This window comes from Pontibacter mucosus, assembly GCF_003054055.1.
Taxonomy (GTDB): Bacteria; Bacteroidota; Bacteroidia; order Cytophagales; family Hymenobacteraceae; genus Pontibacter; species Pontibacter mucosus.
On record NZ_QBKI01000002.1, the window covers coordinates 255492 to 277695 of the forward strand.

The following is a 22204-nucleotide window of genomic DNA, read 5'->3' on the forward strand; positions in this document are numbered from 1 at the left end:
GTTCGCACCAATTAGTAAAAAGTCGCCGTGGTAAATGTTGGTAAGTAATTCAATATCATCAGATATGACTCATGCTGAAAGCCTAACACCGTCCCAACTCTAAGAAGCCACGCCAACAATAACGCTGGCCGCATTGCCGCCAAAGCCGGCGGCGTTTACCATAATGCGGTTTATACGTGCGGGTGCCTGCTGCGGCAGGTGATGAGGATAAGGGATAGAGGCAAACTGCTGCTGCTGCAGTACATGCAGCGCGTATTGCAGGCTAAGGGCTCCGGAGGCGCCAAGCGTATGGCCAAGCAGCCACTTATTCGTCGTGATGAGGGGGAGAATGTCTCCAAAAACAGCCTGAATCGCGGCCAGCTCGGCTTTATCGCCGGCGCGGGTGCCAGGGGTGTGGGTGATAATCAGGTCTACCTGGCGGTCATGTTCGGGCAATTGGGCCAGTGCTTGCCGCATCGACTTCTGAAAGTTGATACCTTCGGCCGAAATGCCTGTTTTGCTTACCAGCTTCTCAAAGCCCAGACCTACTCCTTCTACCACCGGAGTTCCCGGAGCCGGGTTTAATACTTGCTCCAGGGCAAAAACGGCAGCTCCTTCCCCCAGGGTAAAAGTATTCTGTTTTTCTGCGGCATAGGGTTGGCAGGGGTATGGGTGGTCGGCGAGCCTGGAGTAAATGCCCACTGCTTTCATCTGGGCGATGGTAAAAGGGGTGAGCGGGGCTTCGGTACCGCCAGCCAGGAAACGTTTGGCCATACCCGATTTCAGCCAGGCCACGCCGTTAGCAATGGCCATTAGGGCAGTACTGCAGGTAATCGAGTGGCTGATTTGTCCGCCGCCGGCATTCACCGCATGCGCTACCCAGCTCGACAGGTTCCCTAAGGTAGTGGTGGGGGAAGCGCTCGAGGATAGGTTCTCCTGCTGAAAAGCTCCGAAATGTTCTTCAAACAGACCCGTCGCACCCCTCGAAGAGCCAATGTTTACCGCCAGGTCATCATCTGTCGGGGCATTCTCATTTAGCCAACCTGCCTGCGCTGCCGCTTGCCTGGCCGCATATACCGCCATTTGCACCGAACGGTCGAGCTGCTTGTAGACGGGGTTTGCAAGAAGCAGCTGCTGCAATTGTTCCTCTGCCTCGGCTGGTAAGGCCGCTACCGGAGTCGGGATGCCCTGGTGAAATATGGTGTTAAAAGCCGGCTTACCGGAAGTATAAGCTGCTGCAGTAGAGGTGCTATCATGCCCTAACGGCGAAATAGCCCCCATTCCTTTAATGATGATATGTGCTTTCGCTACTTCCAAAACGTGGGCAAAGGTACAAATTCTGAATCAGGATTTACAGGATTATGGGATGAACAGAATTGGGAAGAGTGGGAGAAGTAGCAACATACTTTACTGCTCCTTCGCTGTTTCGGACACCTTTGCCTGCAACAGCAACTTTGTTAACATCTTAGCTATACTTTAAAACTCAAGTTACACTTTACTGCTTTTGTTTAGGTATTCACCCACCCCCGCCCCTCCAAGAAGGGGAATAAGATTACAATAAAGAAATCTCGCTGCAGGGAAGTAGGGAGGTTAAGTTCTACAAAACTGTCCCCTTGAGGACAAGTGAGATGAGAGTCGAAACTTGCGACTAAGAGTCTATAGGGGTGTAAAGCCAGTTGCAAAAGTCTCTTGCTACATTCAACACCCCTCTAACTCCCCTCAAGGGGAGAATTTTGCTTTTGCTATAACCGGCTTCGAAGGTAAGAGTGAGTGGATATGACAGAATATAACGGCCCTGCCTCCTTTAATGGGTTAGGGGTGGGTTAATCGAAACCTATACTTCATACTTGCCTAATCATGCAGCATAATCGAATCCGGACGCGGGTGCTGCCTTTTGCCCGCCACAATCTCCTGCATTCCTTTCAGGGTCTGGTATACCTGGTCCAACTGCTCGTCGGTGATGCAGTAGGGTGGGATGGCGTAGATGATGTTGCCCAGCGGACGAAGTATAACGCCGTTGTCCAGCCCGAAACTATAGAGTGTGTCACGCAGGTCGCTGAAGTAGGAGGTGGCGCCGTCGTAGAACTCAATGGCCAGGATGGTGCCCTGCTGCCGTACTTCCAGCACCTGTGGCAGGTCTTTTATACTTTGGGCAAAGGCGGTGTGGCGTTGCGCGATGCGGTTTATACTTTCCTGTGTCTCGGGTTGCAGCAGCAAATCCAAGCTGGCCAGGCCGGCGGCGCAGGCCACGGGGTTGGCCGTGTAGCTGTGGCCGTGGAAAAGCGTTTTACTGCGGTCGTCATGCAGGAAAGCCTCGTAAATTTTCTCGTTGCAGGAAGTGGCTCCCAGCGCCATCGTGCCGCCCGTTAGTCCTTTTGAAAGGCACACCATATCCGGTTTTTGCTGCAGGTAATCGGTGGCGAAAGTGCGGCCGGTGCGGCCAAAGCCAGTCATCACCTCGTCGGCAATGTTAAGGATGCCGTGCTGCTGGCAGATAGCCATAAGTTTATCAAGGACCTCCGGCTTGTACATTATCATACCCCCGGTGCCCAGCACCAGCGGCTCGTAGATAAAGGCGGCAATATCGCCTTGTGCAGCAAGCTCCTCCAGTTGTTTTATGCTTTCCGCCTCCTTGCCGGCGGTAGGTACATCTATAAACTCCACCTCAAACAAGAATGGCCAGAACGGAGCGGTAAAGGCGCTGCGGGCGCTCACCGACATCGCCCCGAAGGTATCGCCGTGGTAGCTGTCGCGGAAAGCGATGATTTTCTTTTTAGGCGTATCGAGGTTGTTCCAGTACTGGATAGCCATTTTGATAGCCACTTCCACGGCGGTAGAACCGTTGTCGGAGTAAAAAATGCGGCTTTGGCCCGCTGGCAAAATTTGCAGCAAACGCTCGGCAAAAGTAACGGCAGGTTCGTGCGTAAAGCCCGCAAAAATCACGTGCTCCAGCGTACGCAGCTGCTCGGCCACTTTTTCGGCAATGTAAGGGTGCGCATGCCCGTGCAGGTTTACCCACCACGAGGCCACGGCATCAATATAGGCTTTGCCATCCTCCGAAAACAAAAGCGCGCCCTCGCCCCGCACTATCGGAACAGGCAAGGCGGCGGTTTTCATTTGCGTGTAAGGATGCCAGATAATATGTTGGTCGCGTTCAGCTAAGTTCATAACAAAAGAATTTTATATGGGTTGATGGGCAGGAAGTATAGGGTTTATACTTTGGAGACCTGCCTGAGTATCTTTTTGCCCCGGGCCAGCATGGCAGGGGAGCCATCCTGGAGGTAAAACTCCGTCTGCGCCTGCAGCTCTTCTTTAATCCAGGGGAAAGTAGGAGAGAAATTCAGGAGGATGTCCAGGCAGTTTACCCGTACAGCCACCGGCGTTTCGGGGTGGATGAGCCAGTCGAAAATCACCTCCACAATGCCTTCATGGTCGGCTATACTTGCCAGCGCCTCGCGGCAGACTGCGGGTGCCTTAGGGCTGGTAAGGTGCATCAGAATTTTGGTGAAGCAACGCTGGCAGCTGGGGTTTTGCTGCTCGGCTAGCCGGCCGATGAAACCTGGGAAGTAGGGCAGAAAGCAGTGTGGGTACGAGAGCGCTGCATGCTCTAGCACCCAGGCTGCGCGAAAGGCGATAGTTGGAGCCTCCTTCAAGAAACTGATATCGAGTAAATCAGAAACAGGAAGCTTTGCTTCTCCTGCCAAAGCGGCCAGTTGCAGTACGTTGGTTTTAGAGAGGGTGGAAGACAAGGCCTCTAGCAAGGCTTCTCGGGTCATAGGCCGGTGCTATAAAGTATAAATCAAAGCAGCAAACACTTGCCTGTAGTTCAGGGCAGGCATGCCATACTTTAAACCAGGGAAAGAACGCAAGGTTTTAAAGTATGATGCCTATCTGTAGCTGGCAGGGCTATTAAGTTCTACTGAAACTGTCCCCTTGAGGGGACCATAGGGGTGTGAAGCTACGGAGCTACCCACTTTTGCGAACAGAAACTGATGAATCTGCAGGTGTAAACACCCCTATAATCCCCTCAAGGGGATAATTTTACACTCTTTTAGGTGCTGCTCATGCTAAAAGACCCGAATCTGAAAAAGATATGGAACAGGATAAGGCATCCACGCTCGTGACGGGCTATCGTTGGGCCTGTGGCCCAGTCGGATTACAAATCCGACCTCATAACCAGACACGGGTTGCAAACCCGCGCCAGCAAGTGAATTTTAAAGTATAACGCCTCCCCTTTACCAGGCAGTCATGTCGTTGCAATAAAGTATAAATCCAGCGTAGAGTGTCTTCTATAGGCGATTTTATAAGTAACCTTCGAACTGCTTAGCGTACTCCGCCACAGTATCCTTGCAGAAATCGGCTTCCTGGCGGATGGATGGCAGCAGGCGCAGACCGGTATACTTCACGATAAAGTCTTCGGAGGTGGCGTTTTCCTCGCCGTTAAAGATGATGCCGGCCACCGGGATTTTGCGGTAACGCAGCACCTCGGCGGTAAGCAACGTATGGTTTATACTTCCCAGGTAGTTTCGGGAAACAAGTATAACTTCCAGGCCCAGCTGCTGCACCAGGTCCAGCACCAGGTAGCGCTTGTTCAGGGGTACCATCAGGCCGCCGGCTCCCTCCACAATCAGGTTGTTTTGGGTGTCAGGAAGGCGCATGCCTTTCACGTCGATTTCGATGCCCTCGGCAGCGGCAGCCTTGTGCGGCGACGCAGCCATTTTGAGGCGGTAAGCCTCCGGGTGGAAAACCGAGCGCTCATTAGAAACCAGACTCTTTACAGTGTCTGTGTCGGTGAAGTCCAGGCCGCCTGCTTGCACAGGTTTCCAGTAGTCGGCCTGCAGGGCTTCGGTAAGTATGGCAGCGGCAACCGTTTTGCCCACATCCGTACCGATTCCTGTTACAAAATATCGTTTCATGTACCTTTGGCTATGGCCTGCACGAGGCCCTCAATTTCTTCTTCACTATTAAAAGCATGCACAATCACGCGCAGCCGTTCAGTACCCTGGGGCACAGTGGGCGGCAGCACGGGGCGCACGTCAAAACCTTGTTGTTGCAGCGCAGCCGCCAGCGCCTTGAGCCGCTGAGGCTGTTGCAGGAAAACAGAAAGTATAACACTGCCTTCCGGGGAGCAGCTGATGCTGCTTATGTTGTTCAGTTTTCGGTACAATAGGTGCGCCAGTTGCTTTACCTTTTCCCGCTCTTGATTTAGCTCGGGCAGTAAAGTATAGGCACACTTCAGGGCCACCAGCGCGTGCGTGGGTAGCCCAGTGGTATAAATAAAAGCGCGGCTGTAGTTGATGAGAAACTCGCGGAGCACCTGCGGGCCCACCACGGCAGCCCCGTGCAAACCCATGGCCTTGCCGTAGGTCAGTACCCGGGCAAATACCTCCTGCTCCAGCCCCAGGGCCGGGACAAGTCCTTCGCCTTTTTCACCATAGAGGCCCACGGCATGTGCCTCATCTACAATAAGTGCCGCCTTGTGCGCGTTACATACTTGTGCCAGTTCCCGCAAGGGCGACTGGTCGCCATCCATTGAGTATACCGACTCTACCAGCACGTATACTTGCCCGCTTGTCCGCTGCAGTTTTTGCCGCAAATCCTCCACGCTGTTGTGGCGGAAGGAATAGCTCTTGGCAAAACTCAGGCGCAGGCCGTCTTTCATGGAGGCATGGCTGGCCTCGTCGTACAGCACGGTGTCGCCGCGCTGGGGCAGAGCCGACAATAAACCCACGTTGGCGGTGTAGCCGGAGTTAAAGAGCAGCGCCGCCTCCGCGTGGTGGTAGCGCGCAATTATACTTTCCAGCTCCTCAAACAGCGGGTGGTTTCCTGATAACAGTCGGGAGCCGGTCGCGCCCAATGGCAAATGGTTATACTTTTCCTCCTCCTTGTGGATAAGTGCCCGCAGTTTTTCAGAGCGAGCAAGGCCGAGGTAATCGTTCGAGCAGAAGTCGGTAAGGCCGGAGGTGGTTTTGAGTGCTCGCAGGTTGCCCTGCGCCGCCCGCTCCGCCAGCTTCTGCTGTAGTTTTATCGACAAAGGATTTTGTGACAAAGGACAAAGGAGTTAAAAAGTAATACCTTAAAGTATAAGTCTTTTGTCTTATGTCAAACAGTCTTTTGTCTTAAGAGCAAACGTGTTGCGTCTCTTCTTTAAAAGATTTTCTTGGGTTCAGGCCCAGCAGTTCGAACATGGCTTTGTCCGCGTCGAAATCCGGGTTGGGGGTTGTGAGGAGCTTCTCACCGGTGAAAATAGAGTTCGCGCCGGCCAGGAAGCAAAGTGCCTGCTCCGTTACGCTCATGCGCTCACGTCCGGCCGATAGGCGCACCATCGACTTTGGCATCAGGATACGGGCCGTGGCAATCATGCGCACCATTTCCCATACCGATACCAGCGGCTGATGCTCCAGCGGCGTACCTTTTACCGGCACCAGCGCGTTTACCGGCACCGATTCCGGGTGCTGCTCCATGGTAGACAAAGTATGCAGCATTTTAATACGGTCTTCGTCCGTCTCACCTAAACCGATAATACCACCCGAGCATACCGAGATACCTGCCTTGCGCACGTTATGGATGGTATCCAGACGGTCGTCGTAAGTACGGGTGGTGATGATGCTGGCGTAGTTCTCCTCGGAGGTGTCGAGGTTGTGGTTGTAGGCGTAAAGGCCGGCCTCTTTCAGCTTCTCGGCCTGGTACTCGTTTACCATGCCCAGCGTGCAGCATACTTCCAGCCCCAGGTCATTTACGCCTTTCACCATGTCCAGCACCTTGTCGAAGTCGCGGTTGTCGCGCACCTCGCGCCAGGCCGCGCCCATGCAGAAGCGGGTAGAGCCTCCTTCTTTGGCACGCTGTGCCGCCGAAAGCACCTGCTCCTGGCTCAGCAGCTTGTGCACCTCCACACCGGTGTGGTAGCGCGCCGCCTGCGGGCAGTAGGCGCAATCCTCGGTGCAGCCGCCGGTTTTAACAGACAATAACGTACATACCTGCACCTCGCCGGTGGCCTGGTATTGCTTATGCACATTGGCCGCCTCTACAATCAGCTCCAGTACGGGCTTGTTGTAAATGGCTTCAATTTCCGCCAGACTCCAGTCGTTGCGGAGAGCTGTGTTTTGTCCGTTCTGCATCATGGTACTCGTGTTTAGGGTCACGAAGGTAATTTGAAGATTTAGGATTTAAAAATCAAAAGTATGGGCAGTTTCGGTGGATAAATAGTTAACTTGTTCAGCTTGTGCGGGTTCTTTGTGGATAAATTACTTTGTTGATTTGTTGAGAAAAATTGTTTAGCGGCTCGGGTGTGGAAAACAAAAAGCCCCTGCTGGCGGGCAGGGGCGGTATAGCTCAATGAAGTATAAAATGAGAGTAGGGAAGAGTTGAGGTCTAACTATGCGCCCGCTTTCTCCTGTATACCCTGAGTGCAATGAGCAGCGCGATTCCTAAAAGTATAAACGGCCATACATTGATAAGCGCGACAAAGAACCAAACTAAGTTATCCCATCCGTTTCGGAAGCCATCCGTAATTTGATGGTTAAACTCAGCCTGATATGGGATGCTCTTGTAAAATGTAAGGGTTAATGTGGAGTATGAAACCTGGTTTTGGAGGTACTTCAGGCGCCCTTCCATGGATTCTATGTCGGAGCGTAATTCACCGATCTGCTTTTCAATTTCGAGCATCTCGATTACATTTTTTGCCTGCTTGAGGAGTTCTAAATACCTGTTTTCAAGCTCCTTTTTTGTCTTTAGCCGCGCCTGAATGTCCAGGAACTCAGTAGTAACGTCGATGATTTTGATTTCTTTGCTGTCGAACCGCTTTACTCCTTTGGTAGCATCACTCAGGAAATTGTCGAAATGATCTGCCGGAACCCGAACAACCATGGTGTTACTTTCCCGCTCCGGAGAATTTGACTCCTGATCTGATGAAACATAACCCTTGTACTTTTCTACAGCTTTCAAGATAGCTTGCCTGGTAGCATTCAGGTCATTAGTTTCAAACTCCACATCCCCTTCTTTGATCAGCTTTCTTTCTACTGTTTCAACACCTCTATCTGGTGATGGGGGAGGAGCAAGCTGCACTTCCAGCCTTTCTACACTTGCATATTCTGCTTGCTCGCCGCCACCACAGGCGGTGAGCAGCAGTACAAACCACACGTACTTTATCAATTCTCTCATATTCATGGTTAGTTTTAGAAACTAAGGAATAGGCCAGAAGCTACTATACTATCTGTCCGCTCTATTGCTCCGTCATTATATACTATACTTTAAATATAGCAAACTCTATCTAAACAAAAAGAGCACCCGCTGCCAGGTGCTCTTCCAATGCTGCAATCATACTTTATACTTTACGATTCTTCTTTTTTCTCCTCCAGGTGCACGAGGTAGCGGGTTAGCTTGTCCCACTGCAGCTCCTGGAAGATGGCCCAGCCGCCCTCAGCCACAAAGGTGTTCAGCACGGCGCGGTTACCAGCGTCTTCGCCCTGGTTGTTGATGGCCTCGTTTTTACCGATTTCATACCCATGGATGGTGTTGCCCTGGCGCGTTACCCGGAAGGTGCTGCTGGCCTCCTTCGCAAAAAAGTGCTTCACCTCCGCCTCGTCTTCGGCTATTTCTACTGGCTTCTCGCTCGGGTGCACGGTAAACTCAGCCAGGTTCTCCTCCTCCCGAATCTCCGTTACCTGCACCCAGTTCTCGATGGTGGAGGCCGGCAGGATGATCTTCATGTAATACCCGTGCTCCGGCTTGAGCGCCGAGGTGCGGCGTCCGCGGTTGTCGTATAGCTCAAATGTGGAGTTAACGCCGGATAGCTTGGTCCAATCGTTCACGTTAAAGAGCTTTTGCTTGGAGCGCTCAAAGGCCGCGATGGCTTCCTGTTCGGTAGGGTAAGTGTTCTCGTTCTGGTAGAGTTTGTCTTTCGTTTCCTCGCCCTGCAGCACTTTGGCCTCTTTTTTTACCTTGTTAAAAATATCCTTTATCGACATAGCTGTATTTCGTTTTGGTGATGGGATTATGTATCCTCAGAAAAAGAATGTACGCGCAGCAGGGTCGGATGTTGGTTGATAATGTGGTTTAGGTATCTGTAAAGTATAAAAAAGAGGGTAGCTCATCAGAAAGTATAAAGGCCGGCGTTGAGGGGCAGTATCATAAAAAGGGAATAAAATCAACCTTATATACTAGGTATTATATTGCTAACTTAGCACTTCAAGGTCAAGAACATAAAGAAGCTAGATGATAGCGATACTGAAGGAAGGACAGCGGTGGCTTGTTTTGTGGCTGTTGCTGCTGGCAGCAGGGGCAAAGGCGACGGATGCCGGCAAACTTGGCTTCCCGTACATACAGAACTACACAAAACAGCAATACAAGGCCGGAAACCAGAACTGGTCGGTTGCGCGCGGTGCCGACGGGGTGATGTACTACGGTAACTCCAGCGGGTTGCTGGCTTTCGACGGCAGCACCTGGCAACTGCACCGGATGCCCAACAACGTAATCGTGCGGGCCGTGGCCGCCGATAACAAGGGGCGTATCTACGCAGGGGGCTTCGGGGAAATGGGCTACTGGAGCCACGACAAGCAGGGGCGCTTCGGCTATACTTCACTGACAAACCTGGTGCCCGCCGCACACAAGCTCCCGGACGAAGTATGGAAAATCTACGTGGAAGGCGACAAGGTATTCTTTCAGTCGTTTTCGGGTATTTATACTTACCAGGACGGTAAAATCAGTGTGATAAAGGCGCAGCGTCCGTTCCTGTTCCTGCACCAGGCCGGCAACCGCTATTTTGCGGAGGTTATCTCAGAGGGCCTCTTCGAGCTGAAGGACGGCAGCCTGCACTTTGTACCCGGCAGCCGGAAGCTGGGCGATTCGGGCATCCTGTGCATACTTCCCTACACCGATGGCAGCTACCTCGTAGGCACCGCTAAAAACGGCCTGTTTCTGTTTGATGGGCGCACATTTATACCCTGGCAGAACGAAGCCAACGACTTTCTGAAGACTTACCAGCTCAACAACGGCACCCGCATCAACGACAGGCACTACGCCTTTGGTACGATTCTGAACGGGGTAGTGGTGCTGGATGAGCAGGGCAGGCTCCTGCACCGCCTCAGCAAGTCCAACGGCCTGCAGAACAACACGGTGCTCAACCTCCTCGCCGATAGCTCCCAGAACCTGTGGGTGGGGCTTGATAACGGCATCGACAGGGTGGACGTCACCTCGCCTTTATACTTTTACTTCGATAAGGTGGGCAACTTCGGCACCGTGTACAGCAGCATCATCCACGGTGACAAAATATACCTGGGCACCAACCAGGGCCTGTACTACAGCAACTGGAGCCCCGGCAACCCCGACGCCACCCAGCACCTGGACTTCCGGATGATCGAAAACTCGCAGGGGCAGGTGTGGGAGCTGAAAAAGATAGGAGGAGATTTGCTTTGCGGGCACAACGAAGGCACTTTCAGGGTGGAGGGCAACAGGCTGGTGAAGATCTCCGGCGCGAAGGGCGGTTGGACGATAAAGAAGCTGCAGTCGGAGCCGGAGGTGTTGATACAAGGTACCTATACCGGCCTGGCTGTGTACCGCAAAGATACCAGCGGCCACTGGGCATTCTCGCACATGGTGAGCGGCTTTGGGCAGCCGAGCAAGCACGTGGAGCAGGACCAGGATGGCCACCTGTGGGTGAGCCACGCCTACAAGGGTCTTTACAGGCTAACGCTGAGCCCGGATTTGCGGCAGGTAACCCATGCCCAGAGCTTCAACGAGAGCCATGGCTTGCAGGGTACCCACAAAGTATACATTTCGCGCCTGGCTAACCGGCTGCTCTTTTCCACCGGCACCGGCTTTTACCATTACAGCGAGGGCACAGGCCGGTTTTCACCGTACCAGGAGCTGAACAGTCAGCTAGGTCCTTTGGCCAGTGCCAGCCGTATACTTCCGGCCTCCGGTCAGAAGCATTGGATCATCAACCACGGCAAAATAGCGCTGGCAGACCTGTCCAGCCCGCAGCAGCCGCACATCAACACCAGCCAGTTCAGCATTTTGGACGGCCGCATGGTGCAGGAGTACGAAAGCATCAGCAAGATCAGCGACTCGGTTTACCTGATAAGTATAGACGACGGCTTTGTGGTCTATAACACGGAGGCAAGGCAGCCGCCAAGTATAAAATTGCCCCCGGTGCTTATCCGGAAGGTGGAGAACACGACCGGCAGCCAGCGCCTGCTGAGCGAAACAAACCGGCAGGAGACGTTGCTGGAGCTGCCCTTTAGCCAAAACAACCTGCGCATCTCTTACGCCCTGCCATATTTTAAACAGGCGCAGGTCGAGTTCCAGCACCTGCTGGAGGGGCAGTCCGGCACCTGGTCGGCGTGGAGCAGCAATACCCAGACTGAGTTCACCAACCTGCGGCAGGGAGAGTATAAGTTCAGGGTGCGCGCGCGCATAAACGGGGAGGAGATAACAGCGAATACCCTATACCGCTTTGTGGTGCTGCCGCCCTGGTACGCCACCTGGTGGGCCAACACGCTTTATACTTTGCTGGCGGTTGTGCTGCTGTGGCTGGGGCGCAGGCTATACTTCAAAAAGCTGCAGCGCGACCAGCAGCGCATACAGCAGCAACTGGAGCAGGAAAAGCAGGAGCAGCTGCGGCAGGAGGCACTGCTGCATGAGCAGAAGCTGGTGAAGCTGCGCAACGAGCAGCTCAAGGCCGAGCTTGCCAGCAAGAGCCGGGAGCTTGCCAGCACCGCCCTGAACATCGTGAACAAGAACGAGCTGCTGCAGAACATCAGCCACGAGGTGAACAAGCTGCAGGACGCAGAAGGCAACAGGCTGCCGGAGCGGCAGCTAAAGAAAATACAAAAAATCATCCTCGACGGCATGAGCTCCGAAACCGACTGGAGCCTGTTTGAGAAGAGCTTTAACGAGACCAATGCCAACTATTTCAAGAAGCTGAAAGAGGGCTACCCGGAGCTTACCCCGAATGATATGAAACTTTGCGCCTACCTGCGCATGAACATGACGAGCAAGGAAATCGCCTCGCTGCTGAACATTACGGTGCGAGGGGTGGAACTGCGCCGCTATCGCCTCCGCAAAAAGCTCAACATGGACCCCGATAAAAACCTGGTGGAGTTCTTTATGGAGATTTAGCACCACATCATTACTACATCATCTGCCTCTCATGCCGCCGGAACTATGCTTCTGGCGGCTTTTTTTGCGTTTTGTCTTCATCCATAACACCAGCGCTCCGTATACAGAAGTATGCACTTACCGGGCCTGATCTGTGCAATCCCGTAGGGGTAAGCACTCACTATTTTAGCGCATGATGTGGTAATGTAGTAGCTGTATTTTTGGGTGCTGAGCGGGAATTCCGGACTTTTAAATCAATAACCTAATCAAAATTAAAACCTATCATAAAACGTATGAAGAGAAAATTTTTACTACTCGTCATGTGCCTACTGACATTCCACCTCTCCTTTGCCCAAAATACAATTACGGTGCAAGGCAGGGTGACGGATGCCGAGACAGGCCAGCCGCTGATTGGAGCGGGTGTGGTAGTGCAGGGAACCACCACCGGTGCACAGACCGACGCCGATGGTAATTATACTTTAAGTGCCCCCGCTGACGGTACGCTTACCTTTAATTACTTAGGGTATAAAGCCACCTCGGTGCCGATAAACAACCGCACAAGTATAAACGTGCAGATGGAGACTGACGCCGCTACACTGCAGGAAGTAGTGGTAACTGGCTACGGCGTGCAGGAGAAGCGTGACGTGACAGGCTCCATCGCCTCAGTGAAAAGCGAAGAACTGGTACGGCAGGCCTCCCAGAACCCGGTTAGCTCGCTGCAGGGTAAAGTGGCCGGTGTTAATATCACCAACACAGGTCAGCCCGGTGCATCTCCCCAAATCAGGATACGCGGAACAGGATCAGCGCTAGGTAGTGCCGACCCGCTGTACGTTGTAGATGGTACTTTCGTAGATAATCTGAGTTTTCTGAACCCGGCGGATATTGAGTCGATTGAGATTTTGAAAGATGCCTCCAGTGCAGCCATTTACGGGGTGCGCGCGGCCAACGGCGTGGTACTGGTTACCACCAAAAGGGGGCGTTCTGGTGAGGCCACTGTAAACTACAACGGCTTTGTAGGGGTGCAGCGCGTTACAAACCAGCTTGAAATGACGAACGCCCGGGAGTATGCCCAGTTGGTAAACGAGAAAAACGGTTCTGAGCTAATCACCACCAACCTTCCCTCCACCGACTGGTACGACCAGATACTGCGCACGGCCATGATCCATAACCACCAGGTTTCGGCCTCTGGCGGAACTGAAAAAGTAACTTATAGTGCCAGCGCCGGATACCTGAATCAGGAAGGCATTATCGAAGGAAATGACTACCGTCGTATCACAGCGCGTTTGCAGACAGACTTTCAGATCAACGAAAACATAAAAGTAGGCTACAACGGTATCTTCTACGACTATAAATCAAACGATATTCCAGGAGATATCTTCTACCAGGCTTATGTAGCCCCGCCCGTTATACCTGTGTTTAAAGCGAATGGCCGCTATGGTGACCCTGTTGATTTCCCGGTAGGGAACTTTGCTAACCCGCAGGCGTCTTTGGACTGGTTCAACCAGGAATCCAGGGGGCAGCGCTTAACGGGCAACGCCTTTGCCGAAGTGAACTTCCTGCAAAATTTTACTTTTCGCACCAGCCTGGGCCTTAACTACGGCATAGATGAATACCGCAACTACCGCTCCCGCGACTCGCTGACCACGGTGCAGTTTGCATCCAGAAGTTTGCTCACGCAGCAGAGAAGCAAAACAAACATGTGGCTATGGGAAAATACTCTGACCTATGACAAGACCTTTGGTGACCACGACCTGACGGTGCTCTTGGGTACATCTGCCCAGGAGGACAAGTCCAACTTCCTCACCGGCTTCGCAAATGATGTGGAGTTTAACTCAGACGCTAACCTGTACCTGGATCTGGGAGACCCCGAAACAGTACGAATTGAGGCGGGAGGTAACAGAGCAACCTTTGTGTCATATTTTGGTAGGGTAAACTACTCTTTCCTGGATCGCTATCTACTCACAGCTACACTTCGATATGATGCCTCCTCCAAGTTTCCGAGGGGGGAGCGTTGGGAGTATTTCCCATCAATCGGCCTGGGGTGGAGGGTTATTGAGGAGGACTTCATGAGTAACCAGAACATCTTTGATAACCTGAAGCTACGTGCCAGCTGGGGTAGGCTGGGTAACAACAACGTTCCTTCCAATATCTTTATACTGAGAGTGGCCACAGACGAGCGCTTTGGCGCAATTCGTAATGGAGTACTGTATCCAGGCTGGAACATCAACACCACTACTCCAAGTACCCTCTTTTGGGAGGTAGTGGAAGAGTTTGACGCAGGTCTTGAAATGGGCTTCCTGGACAATAGGCTTACTGTGGAGGCAGACTGGTATAACAGGAAAACGAAGGATGCGATTTTCGGTGTTACCCCACTTGGATACCTGGGCCTTGGAGGCCAGATACTGGGTAACTATGCCACTTTCCGAAACAGAGGTATGGAGCTGATCGCCAACTGGAACCACGATATTAGCCAGGATTTTAGCTACAGCATTGGGGCAAACTTCTCCAGAAATAAGAACGAGGTAACAGACGTAGCCATTGAAAATGCCACCTTCTATAACGGTAACCTGCCGGTAGGTGGTTATCAAGTAAGCGTTACCCGTGTGGGTGACCCTATTGGCTCCTTCTTCGGCTATGAGGTAGAGGGCATTTTCCAAAACGAGCAGGAGATCGAGAACTCTGCCCAGCCTGGTGCCAGCCCCGGTGACTTCCGTTTCCGCGACCAGGACGGCAATAATGTGATCGATGAACGTGATAAGCGAATCATTGGCAACCCTAACCCCGGCTTTACCTATGGCATCAACACCAGTTTCCGGTTCAGGAGCTTTGACCTGCAGATTGACATTCAGGGTGTAGCGGATGTGGATGTATACAATGGTAACCGTAATGTGCGGTATGGCAACGAGAACTACGACAAAGATTTCTACGACAACCGTTGGACTGGACCGGGTACCTCTAACTCCTATCCATCCGCCGACCTTACCGGCAGAAACCTTGACCCAAGTGACTACTATGTGGAGAAAGGCGATTATATCAGGATCCGAAACCTGCAGTTGGGTTACAACCTGCCAGAGTCGGTAGTTAGCACTCTGAAAATGAGAAACCTGCGTGTTTACATCAACGCACAAAACCCGGTTACCTGGTTCAAATACAACGGCTTCTCGCCTGAGGTGGGAGGGGCACCGGTGAGCCAGGGTATCGACAGGAACGTGTATCCGCTGTCAGCAACCTATAACTTTGGTGTAAATGCTACATTCTAATAAACAGGGAAAGGACTTATGAAAAATATACTTTATAGCGTTAAGCGTAATTCATTTATACTTTTAAGCGCCCTCACGATTGGCGGACTGGCCGCATGCTCAGAGGATTTTTTGGATGTAGAGCCGGAAGGAGAGCCTGTTGGCGCGGATTTCTTTGTCACGCCTGAACATGCGATACTGGCAGTTAACTCCATCTACGGAAACCTGCGCGAGTGGAACGTAATTGCCTTCGCGCACCTGGCTATTACCACCATCACCTCCGATAACGCTGCCAAAGGCAGTGTTCCGGGTGATGCCGGCTTCCTAGACGAATATGATAACTTTACCATTACCCCTACTGAGGGGCAGTTGAATGGCTATTGGAATGGTCAGTATCAGGCCATCAACCTTACTAACCAGGTGCTTACCAATGTTCCGCTCATCAACATGGACGAGACGCTGAAGCAACGGCTGTTGGCTGAAGCTAAGTTTTTCCGAGCCTACCACTACTTTAACTTGGTCAGAACTTTTGGGGGGGTGCCGCTACGTTTAGCTGTTCCGGTGGTAGGGGAGCAGGAAGATCCTAGTACCCTTAACCTGCCAAGGTCAAGTTCGGAGGAGGTTTATGCCCAAATTGTGAAGGATCTGACAGAGGCTGCAGCGGTGTTACCGCCTACGTACCCGACGGCAGAGCGAGGCCGTGCAACGCAGGGCGCTGCACTGGGTATGCTGGCTAAGGTACAACTCTATCAGCGCAACTGGCAGCAGGTGGTAGACCTGGCTAACCAAGTAGAGGGATTGGGCTACAGGCTGGTAGACGACTATTATAGCATATTCCGCATTGCAGGGGAGCATAATGCCGAGTCTATATTCGAAATTGAAGCTCAGACTATACCTGGTAACTGCCCGGCCTCCAACAGCCAATGGGCGGAGGTACAGGGTGTTCGTGGGCAGTTTGGCTGGGGCTTTGTGGAGCCAACCGAGGATCTGGTAAACGCTTATGAGGAAGGCGATGAGCGCCTGGATGCCACCATCCTGTTCAGAGGCGAAACCACGCCTGAAGGAGATTTAATCAACCCGAACGCGCCAAACCCAAGGTATAACCAGAAGGCCTATGTGCCTGGCTTCGTCACAAACGAGTGTGGTTACGCCAAGGATCAGAACGTGCGTATCCTGCGCTTTGCCGAGGTGCTGCTGATGCGTGCGGAGGCATCCAACGAGTTGGGTGATACGCAGCAGGCGCTGGCAGACCTGAACCGCGTGCGCGTAAGAGCCGGTCTGGATCCTATAGAGTCAGCAACGCAGGAAGAGCTGCGTAACTTGATTTGGCATGAGCGCCGGGTAGAACTCGCCCTGGAAAACGGAGACCGCTTCTTCGACCTGGTGCGACAGGGCAGAGCTGCAGAGGTGCTGCAGGCACAGGGCAAGCAGTTCCAGGCTGGTAAAAACGAGTTGATGCCGATTCCGCAGCAACAGATTATTCTCAGCGGTGGTACCCTTACCCAAAACCCGGGTTATTAATCAGTAAACATTTAAAGTATGGAGCCGCTGCAAAGTGTGGCTCCATACTTTCTTTTCTTTCAATCAAACCCCACCCTTACCCCAAAGGATGATAAACAAACAGCTTTGCTACTGTTGTCTGTTACTGCTATGCGCGCTGCTATCGTGTAAGCGTGAGCCGGATGAAGGGCAGCCTACGCCAGAGCCGACAGAGCCCGACACGCCAGCGGTGCCGACGGCTGCAGAAAACAGAGCCCTGCTGGACGAGGTGCAGGAGAGCACCTTCCGCTATTTTTGGGATTTTGCGCACCCTGCCAGCGGCATGGCCCGCGAGCGCAGCAGCTCCGGCGATCTGGTAACAAGCGGGGGCACCGGCTTTGGTGTGCAGGCTATACTTGTAGGCGTGCATCGGGGATGGATAACACGCGAGCAGGCTGTAACGCGACTAAACAAACTTACCGATTTTCTGGCCCGTGCCGACCGCTTTCATGGGGCATGGCCACACTGGCTTGATGGCAACACTGGTGCTACCATTCCTTTCAGCCCCAAAGACAATGGCGGTGACCTGGTGGAGACATCCTTTCTGATAAACGGACTGCTGACAGCCCGCGCATACTTTGATGGCGGCGGGGCAGAGGCCGAGCTCCGGCAAAAGATCACCCGGCTCTGGGAGACGGTGGAGTGGGACTGGTACGCCTCGCGCGGCGACGGTAAGCTCTACTGGCACTGGAGTCCCAACTATGGCTGGGAGATGAACCTGCCGATACGGGGCTGGAACGAGTCACTAATCACATACGTGCTGGCTGCCGCCTCGCCCACACATCCTATCTCGCCGGACGTATACCAGAACACCTGGGTTAGCGCCAACTTTGGGGCGGCCCAAAACTACGGTGGCTATACGTTGAAAATGGGACCGGCCTACGGTGGTCCGCTATTCTTTGCCCACTACTCCTTCCTGAGCCTGGACCCGCGACAGCTGGTGGATAACTACACCAACTACTGGCAGCATAACCTGAACCACACCATGGTGAACCGCTCCTACAGCCTCAGCTCCGCGCCTAAAAACTACGGCTATACCGAGAGCTTCTGGGGACTTACGGCTTCGGATGATCCGGACGGGTACGCTGCGCACTCACCGGCCTACGATAACGGGACTGTGGCACCCACGGCGGCGCTGGGCTCTTTCCCGTACACGCCCTACTACAGCATGCAGGTACTCCGGAATATGTACAACGGCCTTCGCAGCAGGATGGTGGGGGAGTACGGCTTACGGGATGCCCATAACAAAGCACGCAACTGGACCGCCACCGATCACCTGGCCATCGACCAGGGGCCTATTGTGGTGATGATAGAAAATTACCGCAGCGGCTTGCTCTGGGGGCTTTTTACCAACCTGCCGGAGGTACAAATCGGGCTTTCAAAACTTGGCTTCAGGCAACCGGCTTATGAAACCGGTTTCCCGCTGGTAACCCCCGACATCAGAACAAACCAGGTAGACCTGCTGCGCCACCCGGACAAGGATAACTACTTGATAGATGTGGCCACAAAAGAGGCAGGTAGTTATACTTTAAAACTGCTGAAAGAAGACGGCGCGGAGGTGAAAACCATCTGGAAAGAAGAGAGCAAAGGACCAGGCCTGGAGCAGGTGGCGCTGGGGCAGGAACTCGTACCGGGCAAGTATAAACTGGTGCTACAAGCGGGCGCTACATCCAGGGATCTTATGCTTTCCCTCCATTAACAACAAGTATAAAACAGTAGCAGAAATAAAGATTACAGAAATAAAAAAACACAAGACATGAAGCGAACCTTACTAGCCATACCTTTGCTGGCCGCCCAGCTTTTCTACGGTTGCCAGAACTCTTCCGAAACATCGACTACAACAACTGAAACGGCTGCCGATACGACCGCAATAGACGTCAAGCAACTATCGGATGAGGAGCTGCTGACAAAGGTACAGGAGCAGACTTTTCAGTACTTCTGGGATGGAACGGAACCAAATTCAGGGCTTGCCCGCGAGCGCATCCACATTGATGGCGAGTACCCGCAGAACGATCAGAACGTGGTTACTACCGGCGCCACCGGCTTCGGGTTGATGGCTATTATTGTGGGGATGGAGCGAGACTTTATTACCCGAGAGGAGGGAGTACAGCACCTGCAGAAGATGGTGAATTTCCTGGAGAAGGCCGACCGCTTTCATGGCGCCTGGCCGCACTGGCTGCACGGCGAGACGGGTAAAGTAAAGCCCTTTAGCCCGAAAGACGATGGTGCCGACCTGGTGGAAACAGCCTTCCTGGTACAGGGCATGCTAACCGTGCGGCAGTACCTGCAGGATGGCAATGAGCAGGAGAAAGCCTTGGCCGCCCAAATCGACAAGCTCTGGAAAGAGGTGGACTGGAGCTGGTTCCGAAACGGTGGGCAGAACGCGCTCTATTGGCACTGGAGCCCCAACCATGGCTGGGCCATGAACTTTCCGATACGCGGGTACGACGAGTGCCTGATAACCTATGTGCTGGCGGCCTCCTCGCCCACGCACGGGGTGCCTGCCGAAGTATACCACGAGGGCTGGGCCCGCAGCGGCGCCATTAAATCCGACGCGTCAAAGTATGGCCATGAGGTGGTGCTGAACCACAACGGGCACAAAGGCAGCGTGGGACCGATGTTCTGGGCACATTATTCTTACCTGGGCCTCGACCCGCGCGAGCTCACCGATAAGTATGCCGACTACTGGAAACTTAACCGCAACCATACCCTAATTCAGCACGACTACTGCGTGGACAACCCGAAAGGCTACAAAGGCTATGGCGAGAACGCCTGGGGACTTACCGCCAGCTACTCCGTGAACGGTTATTCGGGCCACAGCCCAGAAAACGACCTGGGCGTGATCACGCCGACGGCTGCCCTTTCGTCTTACCCGTATGCACCGGAGGAGTCCATGAAAGTTATCCGCCACCTGTACGAAGACTTGGGCGACAAAGTGATCGGCAAGTATGGACCATACGATGCTTACTCGGAACAGGAAAACTGGTTCCCGCAGCGCTACCTGGGCATCGACCAGGGACCGATTGTGGTGATGATCGAGAACGGACGCACCGGTTTGCTATGGGATTTGTTCATGAGCGCCCCCGAAGTACAGGCTGGCCTGAAGAAGCTCGGTTTCCGGAGCCCGCAGCTGAAGTAAGTATAAAGTATAAAAGCTGGCGCGGGTGTAGATGCCGTGCCTGCTTATTTCTGGTCTGTTAAAATCTGTCATTCTGTAAAGAGACTTGGTGGAAGAAGCCTAAGCTTATGCTACTAGCTACTAAGATCCTTCCAGGATGACATAAAGAAAGGGCTTAGCAATCTGCATCAGCTAGCAGGAAAATATCAAATAGGAAGAGGAACAAAGTATAAAACCATACTTATGAGAAGAGCCTTACAAGCTATACTGTCACTGGCCATACTTTGGGGGAGCGGCACGGCGGCCCTGGCCCAGAGCACGCACATGAGCACGTACTGCAACCCGATCAACATCGACTATACCTATGCCGTGTACGATGCCTATAAGGACATTTCGTACCGTTCAGGCGCCGACCCGGCCGTAGTGGAGTTCCGCAACGAGTACTACATGTTCGTGACCCGCTCGATGGGCTACTGGCACTCCACCGACCTGCAGAACTGGAACTTCATCAAACCGGAGAAGTGGTATTTTCAGGGATCCAACGCACCGGCGGCTTTCAACTACAGAGACTCGTTGCTGTACGTGGCCGGCGACCCATCCGGCTCCATGAGCGTGCTGTATACCGACAATCCCAAGCGGGGCGACTGGCAAGCCACACCCGGCATTCTGGGCGATTTGCAGGACCCGGCCCTCTTCATCGACGACGATGGCAAAGCCTACATGTACTGGGGTTCCTCCAACACGTACCCGCTTCGGGTAAAAGAGTTGAACAGGAAAGACCGCTTCAAGCCATCAGAGAGAACGGTAGAGCTTTTTAAGCTGTATGGCGACAAGCATGGCTGGGAGCGCTTCGGCGAGAACCATTCTGATACCGTGCTGGCCGGCTATATGGAAGGCGCCTGGATGACGAAGCACAACGGCAAGTATTACCTGCAGTATGCTGCACCGGGCACCGAGTTTAACGTGTATGGCGATGGCGTATACATAGGCGATTCCCCGCTCGGGCCGTTTACGTACGCGCCTAATAACCCCGTTTCCTATAAGCCGGGAGGCTACATGAACGGCGCTGGCCACGGCAGCACCGTGGTGGGTCCGGCAGGAGAGTACTGGCACTTTGGATCGGCTTCGGTATCGGTGAACATGAACTGGGAGCGCCGCATCAACATGTTCCACACTACGTTCGACAAGGACGGGCTGATGCACGTGGATACTTACTTCGGTGACTACCCGCATTTTGGTCCGTCGGTGCCGGGCAAGATGGGCCAGTTTGCCGGCTGGATGCTGCTGTCCTACAAGAAGCCGGTGAAAGCTTCCTCTACGTTGGAGAGTTTTAAACCCGAGAACATGCTGGATGAGAGCACCAAAACCTTCTGGGTAGCCGAGCAAAACAACGACCAGCAGTGGGTGCAGATAGATCTGGAGAAGCCGGGCAAAGTATACGCCGTGCAGGTAAACTACCACGACTATAAATCCAACCTCTACGGCAAAGTGCCGGGCCTGTACCACCGTTACATGATGGAGGGCTCCACAGACGGCAAGAACTGGAAAACGCTGGTAGACAGGAGCGACAACTACCGCGACGTACCCAATGATTACGTCGAGCTGGGTACTCCGCAGACGGTGCGCTACATCCGTTACCGCAATATCCATGTGCCGACGCCAAATCTGGCCATTTCCGGGCTGCGCATTTTCGGCGTGGGACAGGGCAAAGCGCCGGCCCGCGTGAAAAACTTTAAGGTAAACCGCCAGCAGGACCGCCGCGACGCGATGATCACCTGGGACAAGCAGGCCAATGCGCAAGGTTACAACGTGCTTTGGGGTATAGCTCCGGATAAACTCTACAGCTCCTGGATGGTGTACGAGGACAACAAACTGGACCTGAAAAGCCTGGGCGTAGACCAGGGTTACTACTTTGCTATCGAGTCCTTCAACGAAAACGGCGTCTCAGAAAGAACGAAGCCGGTGAAGGTGGATTAAGGTGCTAAGATCAAGTATAAGAGATTATACTTTCTATACTTAAAGTTAAAAACCTTTAGGCTAGAATACACCCTGATCAAAGTATAAACCTGGAGGAGAACTAAGCCTTTCCCAGTTTTTCCAGGAGGCGCCTTGTGAGATCCTGTGCCCGTTAAGGGCATGCCGAGCGACAGCGAGGCAAGGAGGGAACACAGCGCTGAGTGGGAAAACGAGGCCTCCCGGCCTAGGAGGGCACCAAAGCCAGAAATGAAACTGT

The 22204-nt window shown here is 53.2% G+C and carries 14 protein-coding genes; 6 read left to right on the plus strand and 8 right to left on the minus strand.

Annotated features, from left to right (window positions below; translation table 11 throughout):
* Positions 1–99: 99 nt before the first annotated feature.
* The 8 genes from C8N40_RS04730 to C8N40_RS04765 all read right to left on the minus strand — a co-directional run bounded on the left by C8N40_RS04730 (position 100) and on the right by C8N40_RS04765 (position 8945).
* Entirely contained in the window at positions 100–1296 is a 1197-nt protein-coding gene (locus C8N40_RS04730) for a beta-ketoacyl synthase N-terminal-like domain-containing protein (protein WP_108210636.1), read from the minus strand.
* A 534-nt stretch (positions 1297–1830) separates the two neighbouring features.
* On the minus strand, positions 1831–3147 hold the full coding sequence (bioA, locus tag C8N40_RS04735) for an adenosylmethionine--8-amino-7-oxononanoate transaminase (RefSeq protein ID WP_108210637.1): 1317 nt from the start codon (positions 3145–3147) through the stop codon (positions 1831–1833).
* Positions 3148–3191: 44 nt separating this feature from the next.
* The gene (locus tag C8N40_RS04740; protein WP_108210638.1) at positions 3192–3755 is read right to left on the minus strand and encodes a hypothetical protein; all 564 of its coding nucleotides are present in this window, start codon (positions 3753–3755) and stop codon (positions 3192–3194) included.
* 525 nt (positions 3756–4280) lie between these two features.
* Entirely contained in the window at positions 4281–4895 is a 615-nt protein-coding gene (bioD, locus tag C8N40_RS04745) for a dethiobiotin synthase (RefSeq protein WP_108210639.1), read from the minus strand.
* Positions 4892–6028, minus strand: coding sequence for an aminotransferase class I/II-fold pyridoxal phosphate-dependent enzyme (locus C8N40_RS04750; protein ID WP_245904993.1), 1137 nt, complete (start codon positions 6026–6028; stop codon positions 4892–4894). Before C8N40_RS04750 ends, bioD begins: the two co-directional genes overlap by 4 nt.
* Positions 6029–6098: 70 nt before the next feature.
* Positions 6099–7100, minus strand: a complete 1002-nt coding sequence (bioB, locus tag C8N40_RS04755) for a biotin synthase BioB (protein WP_108210640.1) — start codon at positions 7098–7100, stop codon at positions 6099–6101.
* Positions 7101–7350: 250 nt separating this feature from the next.
* Positions 7351–8139 carry a DUF4349 domain-containing protein gene (locus C8N40_RS04760; protein ID WP_211318042.1) on the minus strand — a complete coding sequence of 263 codons (789 nt, stop codon included), beginning with the start codon at positions 8137–8139 and terminating at the stop codon, positions 7351–7353.
* Positions 8140–8309: 170 nt separating this feature from the next.
* On the minus strand, positions 8310–8945 hold the full coding sequence (locus C8N40_RS04765) for a hypothetical protein (protein WP_108210642.1): 636 nt from the start codon (positions 8943–8945) through the stop codon (positions 8310–8312).
* A 247-nt stretch (positions 8946–9192) separates the two neighbouring features.
* On the opposite strand from C8N40_RS04765, the gene C8N40_RS04770 reads away from it, so the two are divergent.
* The 6 genes from C8N40_RS04770 (at position 9193) to C8N40_RS04795 (ending at position 21948) form a co-directional block, all read left to right on the plus strand.
* Positions 9193–12096, plus strand: a complete 2904-nt coding sequence (locus C8N40_RS04770) for a ligand-binding sensor domain-containing protein (RefSeq protein WP_108210643.1) — start codon at positions 9193–9195, stop codon at positions 12094–12096.
* 272 nt (positions 12097–12368) lie between these two features.
* Complete coding sequence (locus tag C8N40_RS04775; protein WP_108210644.1) at positions 12369–15335, plus strand: SusC/RagA family TonB-linked outer membrane protein; 2967 nt, start codon at positions 12369–12371, stop codon at positions 15333–15335.
* A gap of 18 nt (positions 15336–15353) precedes the next feature.
* Complete coding sequence (locus tag C8N40_RS04780) at positions 15354–16835, plus strand: RagB/SusD family nutrient uptake outer membrane protein (RefSeq protein ID WP_108210645.1); 1482 nt, start codon at positions 15354–15356, stop codon at positions 16833–16835.
* A gap of 88 nt (positions 16836–16923) precedes the next feature.
* A complete protein-coding gene (locus C8N40_RS04785; protein WP_108210646.1) occupies positions 16924–18552 on the plus strand; it encodes a glucoamylase family protein in 1629 nt (542 codons plus the stop codon).
* A gap of 57 nt (positions 18553–18609) precedes the next feature.
* A complete protein-coding gene (locus tag C8N40_RS04790; RefSeq protein ID WP_108210647.1) occupies positions 18610–19992 on the plus strand; it encodes a glucoamylase family protein in 1383 nt (460 codons plus the stop codon).
* 222 nt (positions 19993–20214) lie between these two features.
* A complete protein-coding gene (locus tag C8N40_RS04795; RefSeq protein ID WP_108210648.1) occupies positions 20215–21948 on the plus strand; it encodes a family 43 glycosylhydrolase in 1734 nt (577 codons plus the stop codon).
* Positions 21949–22204 lie beyond the last annotated feature (256 nt).

Bases quoted from the DNA above. Each gene is read 5' to 3' on its own strand.
- bioA (WP_108210637.1), bottom strand. From the start codon at position 3,147: ATGAACTTAGCTGAACGCGACCAACATATTATCTGGCATCCTTACACG.
- C8N40_RS04740 (WP_108210638.1), bottom strand. From the start codon at position 3,755: ATGACCCGAGAAGCCTTGCTAGAGGCCTTGTCTTCCACCCTCTCTAAA.
- bioD (WP_108210639.1), bottom strand. From the start codon at position 4,895: ATGAAACGATATTTTGTAACAGGAATCGGTACGGATGTGGGCAAAACG.
- bioB (WP_108210640.1), bottom strand. From the start codon at position 7,100: ATGATGCAGAACGGACAAAACACAGCTCTCCGCAACGACTGGAGTCTG.
- C8N40_RS04760 (WP_211318042.1), bottom strand. From the start codon at position 8,139: ATGAGAGAATTGATAAAGTACGTGTGGTTTGTACTGCTGCTCACCGCC.
- C8N40_RS04765 (WP_108210642.1), bottom strand. From the start codon at position 8,945: ATGTCGATAAAGGATATTTTTAACAAGGTAAAAAAAGAGGCCAAAGTG.
- C8N40_RS04770 (WP_108210643.1), top strand. From the start codon at position 9,193: ATGATAGCGATACTGAAGGAAGGACAGCGGTGGCTTGTTTTGTGGCTG.
- C8N40_RS04775 (WP_108210644.1), top strand. From the start codon at position 12,369: ATGAAGAGAAAATTTTTACTACTCGTCATGTGCCTACTGACATTCCAC.
- C8N40_RS04780 (WP_108210645.1), top strand. From the start codon at position 15,354: ATGAAAAATATACTTTATAGCGTTAAGCGTAATTCATTTATACTTTTA.
- C8N40_RS04785 (WP_108210646.1), top strand. From the start codon at position 16,924: ATGATAAACAAACAGCTTTGCTACTGTTGTCTGTTACTGCTATGCGCG.
- C8N40_RS04790 (WP_108210647.1), top strand. From the start codon at position 18,610: ATGAAGCGAACCTTACTAGCCATACCTTTGCTGGCCGCCCAGCTTTTC.
- C8N40_RS04795 (WP_108210648.1), top strand. From the start codon at position 20,215: ATGAGAAGAGCCTTACAAGCTATACTGTCACTGGCCATACTTTGGGGG.